Annotated in this window: 22 protein-coding genes and 1 pseudogene; 16 read left to right on the forward strand and 7 right to left on the reverse strand. The window is 65.3% G+C overall.

The window, feature by feature from the left end; all coding sequences use genetic code 11:
* Positions 1–6: 6 nt before the first annotated feature.
* The 11 genes from rpsS to ACQPW1_RS05455 all read left to right on the forward strand — a co-directional run bounded on the left by rpsS (position 7) and on the right by ACQPW1_RS05455 (position 7,175).
* A complete protein-coding gene (gene rpsS, locus ACQPW1_RS05405; RefSeq protein WP_357386117.1) occupies positions 7–288 on the forward strand; it encodes a 30S ribosomal protein S19 in 282 nt (93 codons plus the stop codon).
* Positions 285–686, forward strand: a complete 402-nt coding sequence (rplV, locus tag ACQPW1_RS05410) for a 50S ribosomal protein L22 (RefSeq protein WP_357386119.1) — start codon at positions 285–287, stop codon at positions 684–686. The genes rpsS and rplV overlap by 4 nt, the downstream gene beginning before the upstream one ends.
* A complete protein-coding gene (gene rpsC, locus ACQPW1_RS05415; RefSeq protein ID WP_040731339.1) occupies positions 687–1,490 on the forward strand; it encodes a 30S ribosomal protein S3 in 804 nt (267 codons plus the stop codon).
* Positions 1,491–1,494: 4 nt separating this feature from the next.
* On the forward strand, positions 1,495–1,911 hold the full coding sequence (gene rplP, locus ACQPW1_RS05420) for a 50S ribosomal protein L16 (protein WP_357386121.1): 417 nt from the start codon (positions 1,495–1,497) through the stop codon (positions 1,909–1,911).
* Positions 1,911–2,150 carry a 50S ribosomal protein L29 gene (rpmC, locus tag ACQPW1_RS05425; RefSeq protein WP_039822417.1) on the forward strand — a complete coding sequence of 80 codons (240 nt, stop codon included), beginning with the start codon at positions 1,911–1,913 and terminating at the stop codon, positions 2,148–2,150. The genes rplP and rpmC overlap by 1 nt, the downstream gene beginning before the upstream one ends.
* Entirely contained in the window at positions 2,147–2,422 is a 276-nt protein-coding gene (rpsQ, locus tag ACQPW1_RS05430; protein ID WP_433661654.1) for a 30S ribosomal protein S17, read from the forward strand. The genes rpmC and rpsQ overlap by 4 nt, the downstream gene beginning before the upstream one ends.
* A gap of 119 nt (positions 2,423–2,541) precedes the next feature.
* Positions 2,542–2,802 (forward strand): DUF6364 family protein, encoded by a 261-nt coding sequence (locus ACQPW1_RS05435; protein WP_433661655.1) that lies wholly within the window; start codon positions 2,542–2,544, stop codon positions 2,800–2,802.
* Positions 2,799–3,233, forward strand: a complete 435-nt coding sequence (locus tag ACQPW1_RS05440; protein ID WP_433661656.1) for a PIN domain-containing protein — start codon at positions 2,799–2,801, stop codon at positions 3,231–3,233. The genes ACQPW1_RS05435 and ACQPW1_RS05440 overlap by 4 nt, the downstream gene beginning before the upstream one ends.
* 105 nt (positions 3,234–3,338) lie before the next feature.
* Positions 3,339–4,142 (forward strand): phosphatase, encoded by an 804-nt coding sequence (locus tag ACQPW1_RS05445; protein WP_433665154.1) that lies wholly within the window; start codon positions 3,339–3,341, stop codon positions 4,140–4,142.
* Between the two features lie 275 nt (positions 4,143–4,417).
* A complete protein-coding gene (locus ACQPW1_RS05450; protein WP_433654210.1) occupies positions 4,418–5,641 on the forward strand; it encodes an IS110 family transposase in 1,224 nt (407 codons plus the stop codon).
* A gap of 358 nt (positions 5,642–5,999) precedes the next feature.
* Positions 6,000–7,175 (forward strand): MFS transporter, encoded by a 1,176-nt coding sequence (locus tag ACQPW1_RS05455; protein WP_433661657.1) that lies wholly within the window; start codon positions 6,000–6,002, stop codon positions 7,173–7,175.
* 18 nt (positions 7,176–7,193) lie between these two features.
* Here the strand turns inward: ACQPW1_RS05455 and ACQPW1_RS05460 are convergent, their stop codons facing one another.
* Positions 7,194–7,658 (reverse strand): hypothetical protein, encoded by a 465-nt coding sequence (locus tag ACQPW1_RS05460; RefSeq protein WP_433661658.1) that lies wholly within the window; start codon positions 7,656–7,658, stop codon positions 7,194–7,196.
* 113 nt (positions 7,659–7,771) lie between these two features.
* Between ACQPW1_RS05460 and ACQPW1_RS05465 the strand changes: the two genes are divergently transcribed.
* From ACQPW1_RS05465 to ACQPW1_RS05485, 5 genes are all read left to right on the forward strand, one after another.
* On the forward strand, positions 7,772–7,969 hold the full coding sequence (locus ACQPW1_RS05465; RefSeq protein WP_433661659.1) for a helix-turn-helix domain-containing protein: 198 nt from the start codon (positions 7,772–7,774) through the stop codon (positions 7,967–7,969).
* Between the two features lie 74 nt (positions 7,970–8,043).
* On the forward strand, positions 8,044–8,979 hold the full coding sequence (locus tag ACQPW1_RS05470) for a hypothetical protein (RefSeq protein ID WP_433661660.1): 936 nt from the start codon (positions 8,044–8,046) through the stop codon (positions 8,977–8,979).
* Positions 8,980–8,983: 4 nt separating this feature from the next.
* Positions 8,984–9,451 (forward strand): NUDIX domain-containing protein, encoded by a 468-nt coding sequence (locus ACQPW1_RS05475; protein WP_433661661.1) that lies wholly within the window; start codon positions 8,984–8,986, stop codon positions 9,449–9,451.
* A gap of 273 nt (positions 9,452–9,724) precedes the next feature.
* Complete coding sequence (locus tag ACQPW1_RS05480) at positions 9,725–10,162, forward strand: EXLDI protein (RefSeq protein WP_433661662.1); 438 nt, start codon at positions 9,725–9,727, stop codon at positions 10,160–10,162.
* 34 nt (positions 10,163–10,196) lie between these two features.
* Positions 10,197–12,389: an MMPL family transporter gene (locus tag ACQPW1_RS05485; RefSeq protein ID WP_433661663.1), complete on the forward strand. Its 2,193-nt coding sequence runs from the start codon at positions 10,197–10,199 to the stop codon at positions 12,387–12,389.
* Between the two features lie 112 nt (positions 12,390–12,501).
* Here ACQPW1_RS05485 and ACQPW1_RS05490 read toward each other — a convergent pair whose 3' ends face one another.
* The 6 genes and pseudogenes from ACQPW1_RS05490 to ACQPW1_RS05515 form a co-directional block, all read right to left on the reverse strand.
* Entirely contained in the window at positions 12,502–15,138 is a 2,637-nt protein-coding gene (locus tag ACQPW1_RS05490; protein WP_433661664.1) for a hypothetical protein, read from the reverse strand.
* Positions 15,139–15,374: 236 nt separating this feature from the next.
* Positions 15,375–16,118 (reverse strand): lysostaphin resistance A-like protein, encoded by a 744-nt coding sequence (locus tag ACQPW1_RS05495; RefSeq protein WP_433661665.1) that lies wholly within the window; start codon positions 16,116–16,118, stop codon positions 15,375–15,377.
* 207 nt (positions 16,119–16,325) lie between these two features.
* Complete coding sequence (locus ACQPW1_RS05500) at positions 16,326–17,255, reverse strand: RluA family pseudouridine synthase (RefSeq protein ID WP_433661666.1); 930 nt, start codon at positions 17,253–17,255, stop codon at positions 16,326–16,328.
* Between the two features lie 11 nt (positions 17,256–17,266).
* Entirely contained in the window at positions 17,267–17,434 is a 168-nt protein-coding gene (locus tag ACQPW1_RS05505) for a hypothetical protein (RefSeq protein WP_433665155.1), read from the reverse strand.
* A 79-nt stretch (positions 17,435–17,513) separates the two neighbouring features.
* A pseudogene (locus ACQPW1_RS05510) lies at positions 17,514–17,885 on the reverse strand (putative glycolipid-binding domain-containing protein); the annotation flags it as partial.
* 13 nt (positions 17,886–17,898) lie between these two features.
* On the reverse strand, positions 17,899–18,351 hold the full coding sequence (locus ACQPW1_RS05515; RefSeq protein ID WP_433661667.1) for a TIGR03667 family PPOX class F420-dependent oxidoreductase: 453 nt from the start codon (positions 18,349–18,351) through the stop codon (positions 17,899–17,901).
* Positions 18,352–18,355: the final 4 nt, after the last annotated feature.

Genomic DNA, 18,355 nt, shown 5'->3' on the forward strand with positions numbered 1-18,355 from the left:
TAAGAAATGCCACGCAGCCTCAAGAAAGGCCCGTTCGTCGACGACCACCTCCTCGCGAAGGTGGACGTGCAGAACGAGAAGGGCACGAAGCAGGTCATCAAGACCTGGTCGCGTCGTTCGACCATCATCCCCGATTTCATCGGTCACACCTTCGCCGTCCATGACGGTCGCAAGCACGTGCCGGTGTTCGTCTCGGACAACATGGTTGGGCACAAGCTCGGTGAGTTCGCGCCGACCAGGACGTTCCGAAGCCACATCAAGGACGACCGGAAGAGCAAGCGGCGATGACGACTGAGACTCAGAACCCGACCGCACGCGCAACGGCCAAGCACGTTCGCGTGACCCCGATGAAGGCTCGCCGTGTCGTGGACCTGGTCCGCGGCAAGCGAGTCGAGGACGCACTGGCGATCCTCCGGTTCGCGCCGCAAGCCGCGAGCGAGCCGGTTGCCAAGGTCGTGGCCAGCGCCGCGGCGAACGCCGAGAACAACCTCGGCCTGAACCCGGCCACCCTGGTCATCTCGACGGCCTACGTCGACGAGGGCGCGACCATGAAGCGGTTCCAGCCGCGTGCCCAGGGTCGTGCGTTCCGCATTCGCAAGCGCACCAGCCACATCACCATCGAGGTCGAGAGCATCCCCACCGCCGGTGGAGCAACTCGCAACCGCCGGAAGGGAGGGGCAAAGTAAATGGGACAGAAAATCAATCCCCATGGCTTCCGCCTCGGTATCACCACCGACTGGAAGTCGCGTTGGTACGCGGACAAGCAGTACGCGGACTACGTCAAGGAAGATGTCGCCATCCGTAAGCTCCTCGCCACCGGCATGGAGCGGGCGGGCATCTCCAAGGTGGAGATCGAGCGCACCCGTGATCGGGTTCGCGTCGATATCCACACCGCTCGTCCGGGCATCGTCATCGGTCGCCGTGGCGCCGAAGCCGATCGCATCCGGGCCGAGCTGGAGAAGCTCACCAAGAAGCAGGTGCAGCTGAACATCCTCGAGGTCAAGAACCCCGAGTCGGATGCGCAGCTGGTTGCTCAGGCCGTGGCCGAGCAGCTGTCGAACCGTGTGGCGTTCCGTCGTGCGATGCGTAAGGCCATCCAGTCGGCCATGCGTTCGCCGAACGTCAAGGGCATCCGCGTGCAGTGCTCGGGCCGCCTCGGTGGCGCCGAAATGTCGCGCTCGGAGTTCTACCGCGAGGGTCGCGTCCCGCTGCACACGCTGCGTGCCGACATCGACTACGGCCTCTACGAGGCCAAGACCACCTTCGGTCGCATCGGCGTGAAGGTCTGGATCTACAAGGGCGACATCGTCGGTGGCAAGCGTGAGCTCGCCGCCGCCAGCGCACCGGCCGGCGATCGTGATCGTCCGCGTCGTGAGCGTCCGTCTCGCCCGCGTCGGTCCGGCTCCGCCGGTACCACGGCGACCAGCACCGAGGCCGGGCGCGCCGCCACCGCGGTGGTGGACGCTCCGGCAGAGACACAGGAGGGCTGACGCAATGCTGATGCCTCGTAAGGTCAAGCACCGCAAGCAGCATCACCCCGGTCGTTCCGGCATGGCCAAGGGCGGCACCTCGGTGGCGTTCGGTGAGTACGGCATCCAGGCGCTGGAGCCGGCTTACGTGACCAACCGGCAGATCGAGTCGGCTCGTATCGCGATGACCCGCCACATCAAGCGTGGCGGCAAGATCTGGATCAACATCTACCCGGATCGCCCGCTCACCAAGAAGCCTGCCGAAACCCGCATGGGTTCCGGTAAGGGTTCGCCGGAGTGGTGGATCGCGAACGTCAAGCCCGGTCGCGTGATGTTCGAGATGAGTTACCCCAGTGAGGAGATCGCTCGCGAGGCCCTGCGCCGCGCGATGCACAAGCTCCCGATGAAGTGCAGGATCGTGACCAGGGAGGAGCAGTTCTGATGGCTACCGAAACACCGGCCGCAGAGCTCCGCGAGCTCACCGAAGAAGAGTTGGTGCAGAAGCTGCGCGACTCCAAGGAAGAGCTGTTCAACCTGCGCTTCCAGATGGCGACGGGTCAGCTGGACAACAACCGTCGGCTGCGCGTGGTTCGTCACGAGATCGCGCGCATCTACACGGTCATGCGCGAGCGCGAGCTCGGTCTGGCCTCCGGACCCGCTGACAAGGGAGATGCGGCATGACCGAACAGAAAGTGGAAGAGCAGCGCGCCAGCCGCAAGGTACGCGTCGGTTACGTTGTCTCGGACAAGATGACCAAGACGATTGTCGTCGAGCTGGAAGACCGTAACCGGCACAAGCTCTACGGCAAGATCATTCGCACCACCTCCAAGGTGAAGGCGCATGACGAGAACGAGATCGCCGGCATCGGCGACCGCGTCCAGCTGATGGAGACCCGACCGCTGTCGGCGACCAAGCGCTGGCGTCTGGTCGAGGTGCTGGAGAAGGCCAAGTAAGCCTTTCCGGTCTGAATGTCGAAGGCCCGCTTCCCGTTCGGGGAGGCGGGCCTTCGACATTTCCTGGGTAGATCTGACTACCACGTGACTTTCACGTGGTCCACGTTATATCCTGTGGCATGGCCAAAAGGAATCTCACGCTGCAGCTGGATGAAGAGGTGATCGCGCAGGCGAAGGTGATCGCGGCCAGGCAGGGGACCTCGGTCAGCGCGCTATTGGCGCAACAAGTGCGCGAGATCGCCGCCGACTTCGCTCGCTACGAGGCCGCGAAGGTTCAGGCGTTGCAGCTCATGGCGGACGCTGCGGGGCGGGGGAGTGGTGGTCGCATCACGTGGCGGCGTGAAGACCTCTATGACCGCGACGAGGCTCGGGTCCGATGAGGTCGGAACGAGTCTTCATAGATACCAACGTCCTGCTCTATGCCTATGAGCCTGGAGACGACACTCGCAGCACGATCGCTCGCGAAGTCCTGGCGGATCTGTGGGAGCGGAAAGTCGGCTTGCTGAGCACTCAGGTGCTCCAGGAGTTCTATTCCGTTGCGACGCGCAAGTTCAAGCCGCCGTTGAGCGCGGCCGATGCTCGCCGCGTCATTGCGTTGTACAGCGAATGGTGCGCCCGCGATACGGATCCCCTGATCGTCATGAACGCCTCATTCCTGATGGAAACACACAAGGTGTCCTGGTGGGACGCGTTGATCATCGAGGCCGCGTCCCAGTCCGGCGCGAAATACCTACTGTCGGAAGATCTTCAGCACGGCCGTGACTTTCTCGGTCTCGAGATTCGAAACCCCTTCCTGGAGCGAGCGGAGTAGTCGGACAGCCCAGCTCCCTCCTTGTAGTGTCGTGTTGACGGCGAAACTGCGTCGATGCGCCTGGCCTCGGTAGCAGCGTCGGCCGATGCGGAGGTGGGATTGTTGGTGCAGCCATATGATCGGGCGCTGTTGCGGAAGCATCTGCTGCAGACTCGGATAGCGGGGGACGTCGCGACACCGCGAGAGGGGAACCTGGCGCACTACCGCCGGATGGTGGCGAAGGATCCTGGGTACCAGTTCGGGTTGACGCTGAAGGATTGGACGTTCGACGAGACGTTGGACATGATGGCGCGGCTGTGCGGAGTCAACCCCGATCCGCGGCACCGGCAGGGAGCCGACACCATCGGCGTGGATCTGACCATCGCGGCGCTCGATGAGATGGGTGCCAGAATCGGGCGTGCGGCGCGCGATCAGGAGACGGTGCTGCTGGCCACCGGTCACCCCGGCCCGCTCATGGGTGTCTACCGAGCTGTCGAGGATGCGCTGCACGCCGCGGGCTGCACTGTGCTGACCCCCGCCGCCGGATGGTCGTACCAGGTCATCACCGCGAACGGCTCGCGGGTCCGCGAAATCGTCTACACCTCAGGCGTTGCCGCGCTCAGCACCGGCGGCCGATTCCAGCACACCCACGACCCGAACCCGATGCAGGCCATGCTGCAGGAACTGCGGGACAGCCCCGAACCCCGCACCTGGCCCGACCTCGTCATCGCCGACCACGGCTGGGCCGGGACCGCGGGCGAAGCAGGCATCGACACCGTCGGCTTCGCCGACTCCAACGACCCCGCCCTCTTCGCAGGCCACGCCGAGGGCAAAATCGCCGTCACCGTCCCCCTCGACGACGGCGTCTTCCCCGAGTACTACGAGCCCATGACCGACTACCTGCTCGATCGGGCCGGGCTCGCGGACTGAACGCTCCCGTCCGCGATAGTCAACAGCCGCACTCTAATCAGTTCTGGGAGTGAGCTATCCGGCACACTCCTGGTAGTAGCCGGCCGGTAGGTGAGCACTTTCGCACCCTGGACTTCGAGTCCTGGAGAAAGACCGTGCCCCTGCCGGTAGGCCGGGAGAGTTGATCGCTGCTGGGATGTCGTGCCCGCCCGAATGGGCGTGAGCACTGCTTGATTAGGTCGCTGATGGTTCTCCTGCTGGCTGCTCGACGGTGATCGGCATTAGCAATTGGAGGATTGTTGCGACTGTTCGTAGGAGATGACTGGGCTGAAGACCACCACGACGTGGAGGTGATGGACACCGCCGGGCGCCGCCTGGCCAAAACGCGCGTGCCCGAGGGCGTCGCCGGAATGGCGAGACTGCACGCGATCCTCGGCGGCCTGGTCGACGACGCCGACGAGGTCGAGGTCCTGGTCGGGATCGAGACCGACCGCGGTCCCTGGGTCGGGGCGCTGGTCGCCGCCGGATACACGGTACTGGCGGTGAATCCATTGCAGGCGGCCAGGTTTCGGGACCGGCTGGGAGTCTCGGGTGCCAAAAGCGACGCTGGTGACGCTCACGTGCTGGCGGATATGGTCCGCACCCATTCCCACGAATTGCGACCTGTCGCTGGGGATTCCGCGCGAGCCGAGGCCGTGAAGGTGGTGGCCCGTGCTCACAAGACGATGATCTGGGACCGAACTCGCCACACCCAGCGGTTGCGTCACGCTCTGCGTGACTACTTCCCCGCCGCGCTGGCCGCGTTCGACGACCTCGACGCCGCCGACACCCTGGAACTGCTCGCCAAAGCACCCACCCCAGCTGCGGCGGCCCGGCTCACGATCCCCCAGATCAGTGCCGCGTTGAAGCGGGCGCGCCGCCGCAACGTCGCCGACAAAGCCACCGCTATTGCGGCCGCACTGCGCAGCGAGCAGCTCGGCCAGCCCGAGGTCGTGGCGCAGGCCTACGCAGCCTCGGTCCAGGCGCTGCTGGCGGTCCTGACTGTCCTCAACACCCAGATCAAGACGTTGCAGGGGCAGGTCGAGGCGCATTTTGGGCAGCACCCGGCCGCTGAGATCATCGCGTCCCAGCCCGGTTTGGGACAGGTCCTCGGTGCCCGGGTGCTCGCAGAGTTCGGTGACGACCCCGACCGCTACCGCAGCGCCAAAGCCCGCAAGAACTACGCGGGCACCTCCCCGATCACCCGCGCGTCGGGCAAGAAGAAGGTCGCCCTGGCCCGGTTCGTACACAACGACCGGCTCATCGACGCCCTCACCACCCAGGCGCAATCCGCGCTGATGTGGTCCCGGGGCGCCCGCGACTACTACGACCGTCAGCGAGCCCGCGGTGTCGGTCACTACGCCGCGCTACGCCAGCTCGCCAACCGACTCGTCGGGATCCTGCACGGCTGCCTCAAAACCGGAACCCTCTACAACGAGACCACAGCCTGGCCCGACCCAGCTCAGCAGTCCGCTGCTTGACATTCAAGCTCCTGGGATGTCTTTCTCGGGATCCGCACTCTCCCTGGGCGTCCAGTAGGGACAGTTCATGATCATGGGGAACCGGTGTCGGCATTGCCCGAGGCGCCCAGCATCAGTTCCCCATGATCATGAACGGCGTGGGATCGGGGTGTGGATCTCGGCGAGTGGCGCCTACTGGATACCCACTCCAGGTGTCGTCGGCAGAGGTGAAACGTGTACCAACGCTTGCTCGTTGGGCGGTACGGCGGCGTACTGCTGAGGCGGCAGAATTCATGGGATAAATCGCTGGCGGGTTGTCGGTGGGGCGTGACAAGCTCGCTTGGTGCGGTCCTATCGGGTGGTTTTGTCGAGTGCGGCGGTGCGTAATGTACTGCTGCTCGGGGCCTTGGTGCGTATCCCGTTCTTCGCCGGGGCTGTGCTGCTCGTGCTGCACGTCGTGCAGACGCTGCACGGTTCGTATGTGCAGGCCGGTGCGCTGAGCACGATCGTCACAGTCTGCATCGCGCTGAGCGGGCCGTGGCGCGGGCGGCTGCTCGACCGGTTCGGGCTGCGCCGCACCATCGCACCGTCCATCCTGATCGGCGCAGTGTGCTGGTCGATCGCGCCGTTCGTCGGGTACGTACCGCTGCTCATCCTCGCCGCCATCGCCGGACTCTTCAACGTCCCGATTTTCACCGTCGTCCGGCAGGCGGTCATCGCCGCGACGACCGAAGAGAACCGGCAGCCCGCGCTCGCGCTGGAATCGGTGTCCGTCGAGTGCGCCTTCATGGTCGGACCGATCGTCGGCGTCGCAGCCGCAGGCATCTGGTCGACGACGATGGTGTTGTTCTTCGTGCAGATGACTTTGGTGCTCGCGGGCATTCTCCTGTGGGTACGGAATCCGCCTCTGCGTTCTGCCACAGCGGCCGACCACTCGAATTCCGTTGCCGTGCCACGCCGCAGCTGGTTCCGCATCGAATTCGTCGCCCTGTGCGTCGGCGCCAGCGCGGCCATCGCCGTACTCGCCGCCTCCGAACTGAGCTTCGTCTCCGCCATCCGCGAGTTCCAAGCACAGCAGTGGCTCGGCGTAGTCCTCGCCATCTGGGGCTTCGGCTCGGTCGTCGGCGGCCTCATCTACGGCGCACTACACCGCCCCATCTCCACCTACCTCCTCCTCGCCGCCCTCGGCGCGGTCACCATCCCGATGGCCTTCGCCGCCGGCCCCATCTCCCTCGCCATCACCGGCCTCATAGCCGGATTCTGCTGCGCCCCAACAATCACCGCCTCCATCGACCAAATGAGCCGAATCGTCCCCGAAGGCGGCCGCGGCGAAGCCATCGGCTGGCACAGCGCCGCCCTAACCCTCGGCAACGGCATCGGCAGCTCCCTAGCCGGCATAGCCATCGACGCCGGCGGCTTCCCCGCCGGCTTCGGCGCCGCCGCAACCCTAGGCCTCCTCGTAGGCCTAGGCATCCCCCTACTCCTCACCCTCCGCGAACGCCGCCGCCCTGCAATCCAGAAAGAACCAGCAGCCGCTAGCCAAGTCGGCGCCTGAACCTCGAGTTGTGTACGGCTAGAAGCGATGTCCGGTGGCAACCGCCAGCGCGGTGGTGATGACCGTGGACAACGACGGAAGAGGTTCGTCGCGATGGGGTGGATTCACCCAATGTGCGCCCTCCCGGGTCCATCGCCCCAAGCTTGTCGGGATCATCAAGGCATTTCCGACCGCTGGAACGCAGATATTGTTCCGGGCCAGCAGGTCCAAGATCTGGTATCCGGGGGAGTAGTCGACAGCCGTGACGAAGCTCCATCGGATCTGTCGGGCCAGCAACGGGCCGGGTGAGCTTTGCCGCCGGAGCGACGCCAGCACTCGCTCGGCGAGCAGCTCCGGCATGTGGACAATCGCCAACGTGCTTGTGATCGGCAACATGACGTATCCGCCGCGCTCCTCGGCGGCCAGATGAAACCATTGGCGGTAGTAAGCCGCCCAGTCGCGCACGCTCTCCAGCTCTTCGATGTCCACGGTGTTCCGCCTCATCCAGCACTGATGTCGTTGGGTTTGGCAGTAGCGTGAGGCCAGATCCGGTTCGTTCCCCGAATTTCCTTCCGGGATCTTTGCCAACCGAGGTGAAAGATCGTCTTGTGCGCGGAATGACACAGAACCTCACCATCGGTGAGCGGGTGGCTTGGTACCGCCGTCGACGCGGTATGTCTCAGGACGTATTGGCGGGTTTGGTCGGACGTACGGATGACTGGATGGGCAAGGTTGAGAACAACCGAATTCCCTTGGATCGGCTTCGGTCATCCGTCTGCTTGCTGATTCACTCGACGTATCGCTCGGCGACCTGATCGGTGAGCCGACGTTGCTCGAGTGGACTACCGACAGCGGGAGCGCCACGATTCCGACGCTTCGTGCCGCTCTGATGGACTACGGCCATCTGATACCCGCGCTCGCACCGAGTAGTGACGCTGAACCGCTCCGATTTCCGACACTCGAGCGTGAGCTCACTGACGTGTTCGACGCCTATCAGGCAGCCAAATTCGGTTGCGTCGCTGGACGATTGCCCGCACTGCTATCCGCCGCGCTGTCGCTCGCCCGACGAAGGAGCGATGAACGAGCGCATCGGCTCTTGGCATTGAGCTACCAGGCAGCCGCGTCGTTGTTGACCAAACTCGGCGAGTCGGATCTGGCCTGGAATGCCGCGGAACGCAGTCTCGTGGCCGCGCAGCACGCCGATGATCCAGCGATCATCGGTTCGTCGATGCGGTCCGTGGCGTTTGCTGTGATGTCAACGGGCCGTATGGAACCGGCGATCGACCTGGTGGAAGCCGGAACGACCTACTTGCAATCGCATCTTGTCGATGGTCGTGACGATGTCCTGTCCGCGTACGGGACTCTGTTGTTGGTCGGATCGATGGCAGCCGCGCGAAACAACCGGCGCGGCGCAACACAGGAATTCCTGGCCGAGGCAGATCAGGCGGCAATCAGGTTGGGTGGCGACCGTAATTGCCTGTGGACAGCCTTCGGACCGACCAACGTCGCAATCCATCGAGTCAGCACGGCGATGGAACTCGGAGACGTGCAGGTTGCCCTCCGCCTCGGTCCTGACCTGGATACCTCGGATCTTCCGGTGGAGCGCCAGGTTCGTCACCGTCTCGAACTTGCTCGGGCGTTCAATCTCGCTGGCCGTCAACAGGATTCGATCACGTCAGTGCTCGATGCCGAGCAAGTGGCTCCAGAACAGGTCCGGCGACACTACCTGAGTCGGCAACTCGTCCTGACCTGGATCCGCAACACTCGCGGTAGTCCATCGTCGGCACTGCAGGCCCTTGCCCAACGTATGCGAATTGTGAGGTGAATCGATGAGCGACGCGGACAACCAGTTTGCACGCGCAAGGCTGGCGGCAGGCGCGCTGTTTGTACTTGGCGATCGAATTCTGCTGGTGCACAAGACTTATGGCAGTGGTTGGGATATCCCGGGCGGATACGTCGAGCCAGGTGAGGCGCCTGCCGCGGCCTGTCACCGTGAGGTGCTCGAGGAACTCGGAATCGACCGTCCGCCGCGGCGATTGCTGGTTCACGATTGGGCGCCGAATCCAGGTGACGGCGACAAGATCCTCTTTCTGTTCGATTGTGGAGAGCTCGGGGACGAGCGGAACATCACGCTTCAGGAATCCGAGCTGGATCTCTGGGAGTGGGTGGCCGTCAACGAGGTCGACGACTACGTCATCCCGAGGCTGGCACGACGGCTGAGGCAAGCGCACGCCGCGTATGTGCAGGGCACGGCTTTGTATCTCGAACATGGTGAGCCGGCGCCGCGGGATCGCTAGCGGGGTGGGTGTCGCGCAACGCTTGTTGGATCGGCCTTCCCCCGTTGACCTGCTGAGATCGGTGAGTGGGAGCGTGCGTGAGAACGGCTTGCTTCCAGGTCTTGCGCTATGCGTATACATCTACATATAGTGAGTTCCGGACGGGGCGCTGGATGTGGCGGCTCGGGTAAAGGGAAGAACTGGAGATCTGAGGGGGTCGGCGGGGACCGGTGAGGGGTTCGTCGACTGCTGGGTCTATGCGCGCATGCGCACTCATTTATGGATGGAGTCATCATGGATTCGCAGCACGTGGTTGATGAGGTTGTGAACTTCGAGAAGGGGGATTCGGACGAGTTTCGAGAGGTGGTGGTGAAGGTGGGGCCCGGGGGTGGGCGGGCGCAGCGGTTTGTCGGGCGGCGCCTGGGGGAGTCGACCCAGTTCACCAGGGTGGGGGTCGAGCAGGTCCGGGTTTATCTGAGCCGCAAGGGCAAGTATGTGGTGCACAAGCAGGCGACGGACTGGACCGACTTCTCGGTGATGACCGATTGGGTCAAGGAATTCAAGAAGAAGGACTGGCGCAACGGGTTCGAACTCGATGACCAGAGCTGGGGCGACTACACCCTGGAGGTGGTGGATTCGATCGAGGACCTGCGGGATCGGGTTCCGGCCAAGATCTACCGCACGCTGATCGACGCGACCGAACGCCCGCCCATCGAGGATCTCGACATCTGAGCTGCGGCTCGGATACCGAAAGGACTTGTCCCCCATGTTTGCTCGACTCGGGCAGTTGGTCGTACACCATCCGTGGAAGGTGATCGGCCTGTGGCTGCTCATCATCGTCGGAGTGGTGGCCGCGGCGCCGCAGCTCACCTCGACCACCGACCAATCCGACTTCCTGCCTTCGCATTACGAGTCGATTCAGGCACTCGATATGCAGCAAAAGGCCTTTCCGCAGAGCGCGGCACCGGCGGCGCTCATCGTTTTCGCACGCGCCGACGGCGCGCAGCTGAGCGACGGGGATTCAGCCGCGGTCGCGGCGATCGGCACGAAACTCACCGACGCGAATATCAAGGATGTCACCGGTTTACAGACGGTGCCGCCGTCGGAGAATCGGCTCATTCAGATCATCGCGGTGCAGATGACCAAGGTGACCAGCGCGGGTGACATGAAACAGGGCGACGCGGTCAAGGCACTGCGTGACGCGCTGAAAGCAGACGTGCAAGGCACCGACCTGAAGGCGGGCATCACCGGCCAGGCGGCGCAGATGCTGGATCAGGTGGAGTCGAGCAACAAGGGCATGGCGATCATCGGCGTCGCGACGATCGTGTTGATTCTGGTGCTGTTGCTGATCATCTTCCGCAGTCCGGTGATCGCGCTGCTGCCGATCATCACCATCGGTGCGGTCTCGAGTGTCGTCACCGGCCTGATCGCCATGGTGGCCAAGGCTTTCGACCTCAAGATCGACAGCTCGGTCAACGCCATTCTGCTGGTGGTGCTGTTCGGCGTCGGCACCGACTACATCCTGTTCCTGATGTTCCGCTACCGGGAACGGCTGCGGGCGGGGGAGGACCCGAAGACCGCCATGGTCAGTGCCGTGACTCGAGTCGGCGAGGCCATCACCTCCGCGGCGGCCGCGGTGATCATCGCGTTCACGGCGCTGACCCTGTCCACGCTCGGGATGTTCCGGGCGCTGGGTCCCGCATTGGCGATCGCGGTCGCGGTGGCGCTGCTGGCCGGGCTCACGCTGGTCCCCGCCATCGTCTCGCTGTTGGGTACCAAGGTGTTCTGGCCGTCCAAGGCCTGGCAGTCGGAGCCGAAGGGTGCGCGGTTCGCCGCGCTCGGTGCCGCGCTCGGGCGTCGTCCGGCGGCGTTCGCCTTGGTCTCCGGTGGCGTGCTCGTCGCGCTGGGCATCGTGGCCGTCGGGTTCAACCCGACCTTCGATCTGAGCTCGGGCTCGACCTCGGATGCGTCCGAATCAGTGGTCTACAACAAGGAATTGCTCAAGGGCATGCCCGCCGGTGCCACCCAGCCGTCGGATGTGCTGCTCCGCTCGACCGGTGGTGCGCTGAGCAGTGACCAGCTGACGACCTACCGTGCGGCGCTCAGCACCGTGCCCGGCGTGGGCCAGGTGGCGGAGCCGCAGTTGTCCGCGGACAAGGCGACCGCCAACTTCCAGGTGACGCTCACGTCCGCCCCCGAATCGGATGCCGCGATCGAGACGGTCCGCAGTCCGCTGCGGGATGCCGCGCATGCGGCGGCACCGGCCGGAACAACCGCGGCCGTCGGCGGGATGACGGCGGTCTTCGTGGACTTCCAGGACGCGATGAATCACGACTACGCCATCGTCTTCCCGGTGGCCGCCATCTTGATCATGATCGTGCTCGCTCTGCTGCTGCGCAGCCTGGTCGCGCCGTGGTATCTGATGGCGTCGGTGTTCCTCGGGTTCGCGGCCACGCTCGGCGCGGCGGTGTTGGTGTTCCAGCACATTCAGGGTGAATCCGGGCTGATCTTCACGCTGCCGGTGATCATGTACCTGTTCGTGGTCGCGCTCGGCACGGACTACAACATCCTGATGGTGGCGCGCCTGCGGGAAGAGGCTCGCGAGGGCAACGACCCGAAACAGGCTGCGGCACTGGCCCTGCGGCACACCGGTCCGACGGTCGCGGCGGCGGGCCTGATCCTCGCCGGGACCTTCGCCTCGATGATGTTGGCGGGCAACAACGTTCTCTCGCAGATGGGGTTCGCCATCTCGGTCGGTATCGGGATCGCCGCCTTCGTGATGGCGATGTTCTTCACCCCGGCGCTGACGGCATTGCTCGGGCATCGTGCGTGGTGGCCGGGGCATGGGGACGAGAAGTCCGAGCGGGGCGAGGCGGTTTACGTTCCGCAAGGTGACGGTGACCGTACGTTGACCGCACCCAGCGGTCACGGTCGGTCGAACACCGGCGAACGTCGGTAAGTAAGACGAAAAGGGCTGTCCTCCGGTTACTTCGGAGGGCAGCCCTTTCGCTGTTCGCGGGAGACTTTCGCTGTTCGCGGGAGAATCAGCGCGACCCGAGTTCGCGTGAACGTCAGCCGCTGATGGCGTACGGGCGGCGGACCTTGATCCCCGCCTCTACGGCCCGCGCTACGGCGGCGCGGGAGACGCCCACTTCGTTGGCGATGCCCGGAGTCAGCCAGGATTCGTCGGCGAGGCGAAAGATCTGGGTGAGCTGCTCGACGGAAAGGTTCGACATCCCGCGACGTGCGATCTCGTGTGCGAGAGCGGTGATTTCGTCGTCCTCGTCGATCTCGTCCTCGTCGTCCAGGAGCTCCGGTTCCACCTCCGGCTCGGCGGCGATGCGGCCGACAATGCTGGCAGGCTCGGTGCGCTGGGTGGGACGCGGCGGCTCGGGGTTCTCGTCGAAGACGAGTTGTTCGATCTCGGCGTCGGCGACGCTCGGCGCGGCCGACTTTCGGCGGCCGGTGCTGGGGCGAGCGGCGGTCTCACCCGAGATCGCCTGGGCGACAGCATCAGCGATAGTGGCGGCGGCCTTGCTGATGGCGTCGCTAGGGTGAGGCTCCTCGGGCTGGTCGCCGCGGTGGGCGTCCGCAGTGGTGTCGGGCGCCGGGGCGACGGTGCCGGGCTCAGTGAGCCTGCGCGGGACCTCGCTCACCGGAAACAACTGCATGGCATGGCCATTGAGCGCGGCGTCGCCGTTGGTCGGTGCGACTCGCCCACCGTCGAGAGCGTGGCCGTTGGTGAGTGCCGCGTCGCCGTTGGTCGGCGTGGCGTGATTGATCCCCATGACCGGCTGGCCGTTCGTCGACGAGGTCGGATCGGTGTCCACGACAGGCTGACTGTTTGTCACCGCGTGGCCATCTGTCGGCGCGGCCTGGCCATTGTTGGTGGCGGGGTGACCATTCGTCGGGGCGGTTCGGTGGTTGTCGGTCAGGGCGTGGCCGTTTGTCACTGCGCGGTTGGTCGTCGGCGAGGTTGGGCGGCTATCGATGACAGGGTGACCACTCGTCGCAGGGTCGGTGACCGCGTGGCCGTCTGTCACCGTGTGGTTGGTCGTCGGCGAGGTTGGGCGGCTATCGGTGACGGCATGGCCATTCGTCGCTGAGTGGCCGTTCGCTACCGCGTGTCCGTTGATGGCAGCGTGGCCGTTGGTCCCCACCTGGCCGTTGGCCGAGGACCTATGCCCGTTGCTCGACGCGGCAGGCTGCGGCGACGGTTGAGCGGATGTCTCGGCAGTGCCCGGTTCGGTCACCGCCTCCTGGCGAAAGCTGTTCGCTGAGTCAGGCTGTGCCGCAATCCCATTAACCGAGGAGCGAGGGTTGTCGACTGGTCCGGCGGAACGTGGGTCGCGCAGTTCAACGGGCAGCTGGTGGCCGTTGATCGTCGAGAACGGAACCGCGACAGAGCCATTGGTGGGCTCGTGTGCTTCGACCGGCGGCCGGTCCGCGTGCCGATTGTCAGCCGAAACGGCATGTCCATTGGTCGGCGGTCGGGAGTCACTGGGCGCGTCGAGCGGCTGGTGGGCGGTGTCGGCCGAAAACGACCGCACGGCATGTCCGTTGGTGGCAGGACGGGAGTCGTAGCCGACGGGCACATCTGGCAGCCGACCGGCAGTGTCAACCGGAACCGCCTGAACGGCATACCCGTTGGCGGCCGATCGCGAATCGTGGCCGTCGTCGGCATCAGACAGTCGGGGTGCAGCGTCGCCCGAGAACGACTGCACCGCATGCCCGTTAGTCGATGGAGCGACAGCATGGTCAGTCAGCGGTTGATCCGACTGCCTGTCGAAGCCGCCTACCGAATCCGCACCGTGCAATCCAGCAGCGGTCGTCGCCGCGTACGGATCCACCCCGCTGAGCAACCACCGACGATCATCCGGCGCATCGACGGTAAGCCCAACATGCGACTCCCGGTCGCTGACGCGATGCCGAACCACCGTCGCGTCCCGATCCACCACCGGCGCCCCATCGATGAGCAGCGCATACCGCGCGGAAACCCAAGCGTGCAACCAGATCACGACCCCGACCATGACCGGCGCGATCGCGTACTCCGCAGCGCGTCCGAACGAACCCGAGGCCAGGTGCGGCCCCGCGTTCAGCGCGATGGTGGTGCCGAGCAACGCGGTCTCGAAGAACACCACCTTGCCGCGCGCGAGCTCGCGCCCCCAGCGGGCGGCGGTGGTCGCGGCGACCATGATGGTGATGATGGGGATCGAGATCATTGCCTCGATCCCGTAGCTCAACCAGTACAGCGGGTCGGACATGTCCCCGCTGGGCACCAGGTTGTGCTGCACGTTCACGCCGGCCCACACCATGCCGAGCACGACTACGGCGATCAGCGCCCGCGACGACCACTCGGCGCGCCGGTACAACTGCGCCAGCCGCGCGTCCTCGCTGGACACTCGCCGTCGCGCGGCCAGCGCCCGCCGATGCCACCGCTCGTCCGCTTCGTCGGACCGCCGAATAACGGCCGCGCTGCGTCGATCTCGCTTCTCCGCGGCCAGTTCCTCTTCGACCGACCGTCGCCGCTGCTTACGCCGCTGCGCCCGGACCCATTCCGCGAGTTCGCGCTCCGCCCCGATCTCGCTTTCGGACAGCACCTCGAACAGCGCGGCGTCGTGCTGCAGCGGTAGTTTGCCGCGAGCCGTCTCGACCCGCTGCGCCAACGCGGCGATCTCGGAACTGCCGGTGGATTGTTCGTCGCGCATCGCGAGCCTTCCCGGAGCAGATCGTCAGCAGACCTACTTGCTCGAACGTATGTGTGATCGCAATGAGGCTAAACCGGCCACCGGCCGAGGTCAATGCTGACGCTCGAAAACCAGTGCGAATATCTACGGTGATCTTGTGACACGCCGATTAGGGCAACACGCCGTCGGGAATCGGCTCTGAATGCGGCGGGAATTCCGATGGGCCGTGCCCGATTTCGACCTGTCCGGCGTCGCCCTCAGGTCAAAGTTGTATGCCAAACAATGGCAGCGGCGAGCGCGCCCGCGCCATTGACCGACCAATGCAGAGCGATCGGCGCGAGCAGGCTGCCGCTACGGCGACGCAACCAGGTAAAGACGACACCCGCCGCCGCGGTGGCGACAACGGCAAGCAGAATCCCGATGATCTGACCAACGACACCGCCGCCGACAAACCCGGAAAGCCCGCGATTACTACTGGTCAAGCCGAGCGACGAGGCAATATGCCAGAGTCCGAAAAGCAGCGACCCCGCCGCGAACACGCCACGCACGCCATAAACCCGATCCAGCGTGCCGTGCAGCACCCCGCGGAATGCCAGCTCCTCGGGAATCGCCGTCTGCAACGGAATCACGATCATCGAGGCGATCAGCGCGCCGGAGATGGTGGCGTAGCGATCGGCCAGGAAGAACGGGCGAGTGACCGGCAGCGCCGCCCCGATGGCGACCGCGGCAAGGACAACGCCGACCGCGCCGAGCGCGTAGAGCGTCCCGCGCCGCCAGTGGCGGGGTGAGAGGCCGAGCTCATGCCAATGCAGTCCGCGCCGACGCATCATCGCCAGCAGCACGACGGCGGCCACGGGCACGGTCACAATGCTGGCCCAGGCGGTGGTGAAGTGCGCGATCAGGTTGGTGCCCGCCAGGACGGCGACAACCACGGCCACATCGGCATACGCATGTAGTTTGTGGCGGGGCGGAGCCGCTTCCTCGAGGTCCTGTGCGAGCATCCCGCCCAGTGTACGGATGGGTGCCGGGGCCGCCGGTCGAGTGGTCATTTGCTGTCGGCCTACCTGAATCCGCCCGATATACGGGTCTCGATGTGGCGTCGAACCGCACGGGTTACTCTGACTGGAACTTGTTTCAGTTCAACGAGCCGCGCCCGGCGTGGCCTGAGCCCCGCGGCGGGCGCATGGGTCGGCTGACATCCAGTGCCGTCAGCCGGCCCACCCACCCGGATCCGTCCAGGCTTGCAGCTTGCGGGTGGTGTCGAAGCGGCGCGGCTCATGACTGATCGGATCGGTGAACTCGAGCGACGCCGCGAGCAGCTGTAGCGGACGGGTGAAATCGTCCACGGGCTTGTCGGTGATCACCGGATAGAAGTCGTCGCCGAGGATCGGGACGCCGAGACCGTTCATGTGCAGCCGCAGCTGATGGGTGCGCCCGGTCAGCGGCCGCAGCCGATATCGCCCGAGCCCGTCACGATGCTCGAGCAGCTCGATCGAGGTCTCGGCATTGGGCTCGCCCTCGACCTCCTGCGCCGCGAGCACATGCTTCTCTTTCACGATCCGACTACGCACCACGCGGGGCAGCGTCAGCGCGGGATCGAACGGCGCGATCGCCTCGTATTCCTTACGGACCGTTCGCTTGTGGAACATCGTCTGATACGCCCCGCGGCGTGCCGGGTTGATGATGAAAAGGACCAGCCCCGCCGTCACCCGGTCCAGCCGATGCGCCGGGATCAGATCCGGCAGCTCCAGTTCACGGCGCAGCCGCACCAGCGCGGTCTGCAGAATGTGCTGGCCACGCGGGATGGTCGCGAGAAAGTGCGGCTTGTCCACGACGAGCAGGTCCTCGTCGCGATGCACGATGGTGATATCGAACGGTACCGGCGTCTCGATGGGCAGATCGCGGTGAAACCACACCGCACTGCCGGGTGCGTACGGCGCGTCCGGCGCGATCGGACCGTCGAGATCGACGATCCCACCTTCACTCAACAGCTCATCGATGCGTGCCGGATCCACCCGGGGCAGCCGCTCGACCAAATGGTCGCGAATCGTCGCCCAGTCGCCGTCCTCCGGCAGCCGGAGCCGGGCCGGGTCCAGGCCGTGCCGCTTGGGCAACGGCGGTTTCTGCCGCCTTCTCATCGGCATCGACCCTAGTCGTCGGCCATTTCACCAGGCGCTGCCGCCCTCGGGTCAGTGCACGCGCAGGGCATGCCGGGGTAGTCGATGACGAAGCCGGACTCGTCGTAGGTGAGCGTGCTGGTGAAGTCGAACTGCGGTGCGGTGTACGCGAACCGCTGGTGTGGACCGTCGTCGTCGATCCGGTGGTAGACCTGATCCGAGCCGGGTCACCTCCAGCCCGACGGCGCGCACGTAGGCCGCGGGCGCGTCGGTGGTCGCACCGACTTGCAGACCGAACCGATGTATCGGAAACGCGTTGGTCAGCGCCGAAGCTTCCAGATCGACATCGAGGCAGCCACTCAACGCGGTGTTCGGCAGGCCGTCCACCGTCCAGTTACCCGCTCCGTCGGTGTCCAGTTCGACCGTGTGCCAGCCACCGCGACGACGGGTCGCGACGGTGGCTCGCCTGGTGTGCCACGACGGATCGAGGACGATCTGGTAATCCACCGCCCATACCTCGCCGTCTTCCACCGCAGTGGTGCATCCGTCGATCTGCACGCCGGACTCGGTCACCTTGAAGTAGGCGATCTCGAAACCGGTGCGTGCGCCGCGATGCTGCCACGCGGCAGTCGGGGCTGGTGGCGCGAACATCACGGGCTCCGATTCAGAAGCCGCGCAAGCGATCCGGGCGAATGCGGACGACTGTCGAGTACTCGGCGAAGAACTGCTCGGCGGTCATCTTGATGTCCTTCAGGCCCTCGACGTATTTTGTTGTGTACGTAGCGATTTCGTCGGGCGACGCGGCGACGTCATCGATGCGTGCGGTGCCGGTGAACACCGCTACGTCGCTGCCCCATTCGGTGCTGTTGAAGTGCAGCGAAACCCGCGGATTGCGAACGAGGTTGCGCAGCTTGGCCTGATCGGGCTTGCTGAACAACAGGAACTCGTCGTCGCGCCACTGGAACCACACCGGGTTGGGTTGCGGGGTCCCGGTGGAGCCGACGGTGGTCAGCCAGATGACTGGTTCCTTGTCGAGGCGCTCGACGACCTTGGCACCGAAGGCGGTGCTGGGGTCGACGACGGGCGCGGCGGAGCGGTCGGATGCCGTTGTGGTCATGTGC

This window comes from Nocardia sp. CA-128927 (assembly GCF_050955855.1).
Lineage (GTDB): Bacteria > Actinomycetota > Actinomycetes > Mycobacteriales > Mycobacteriaceae > Nocardia.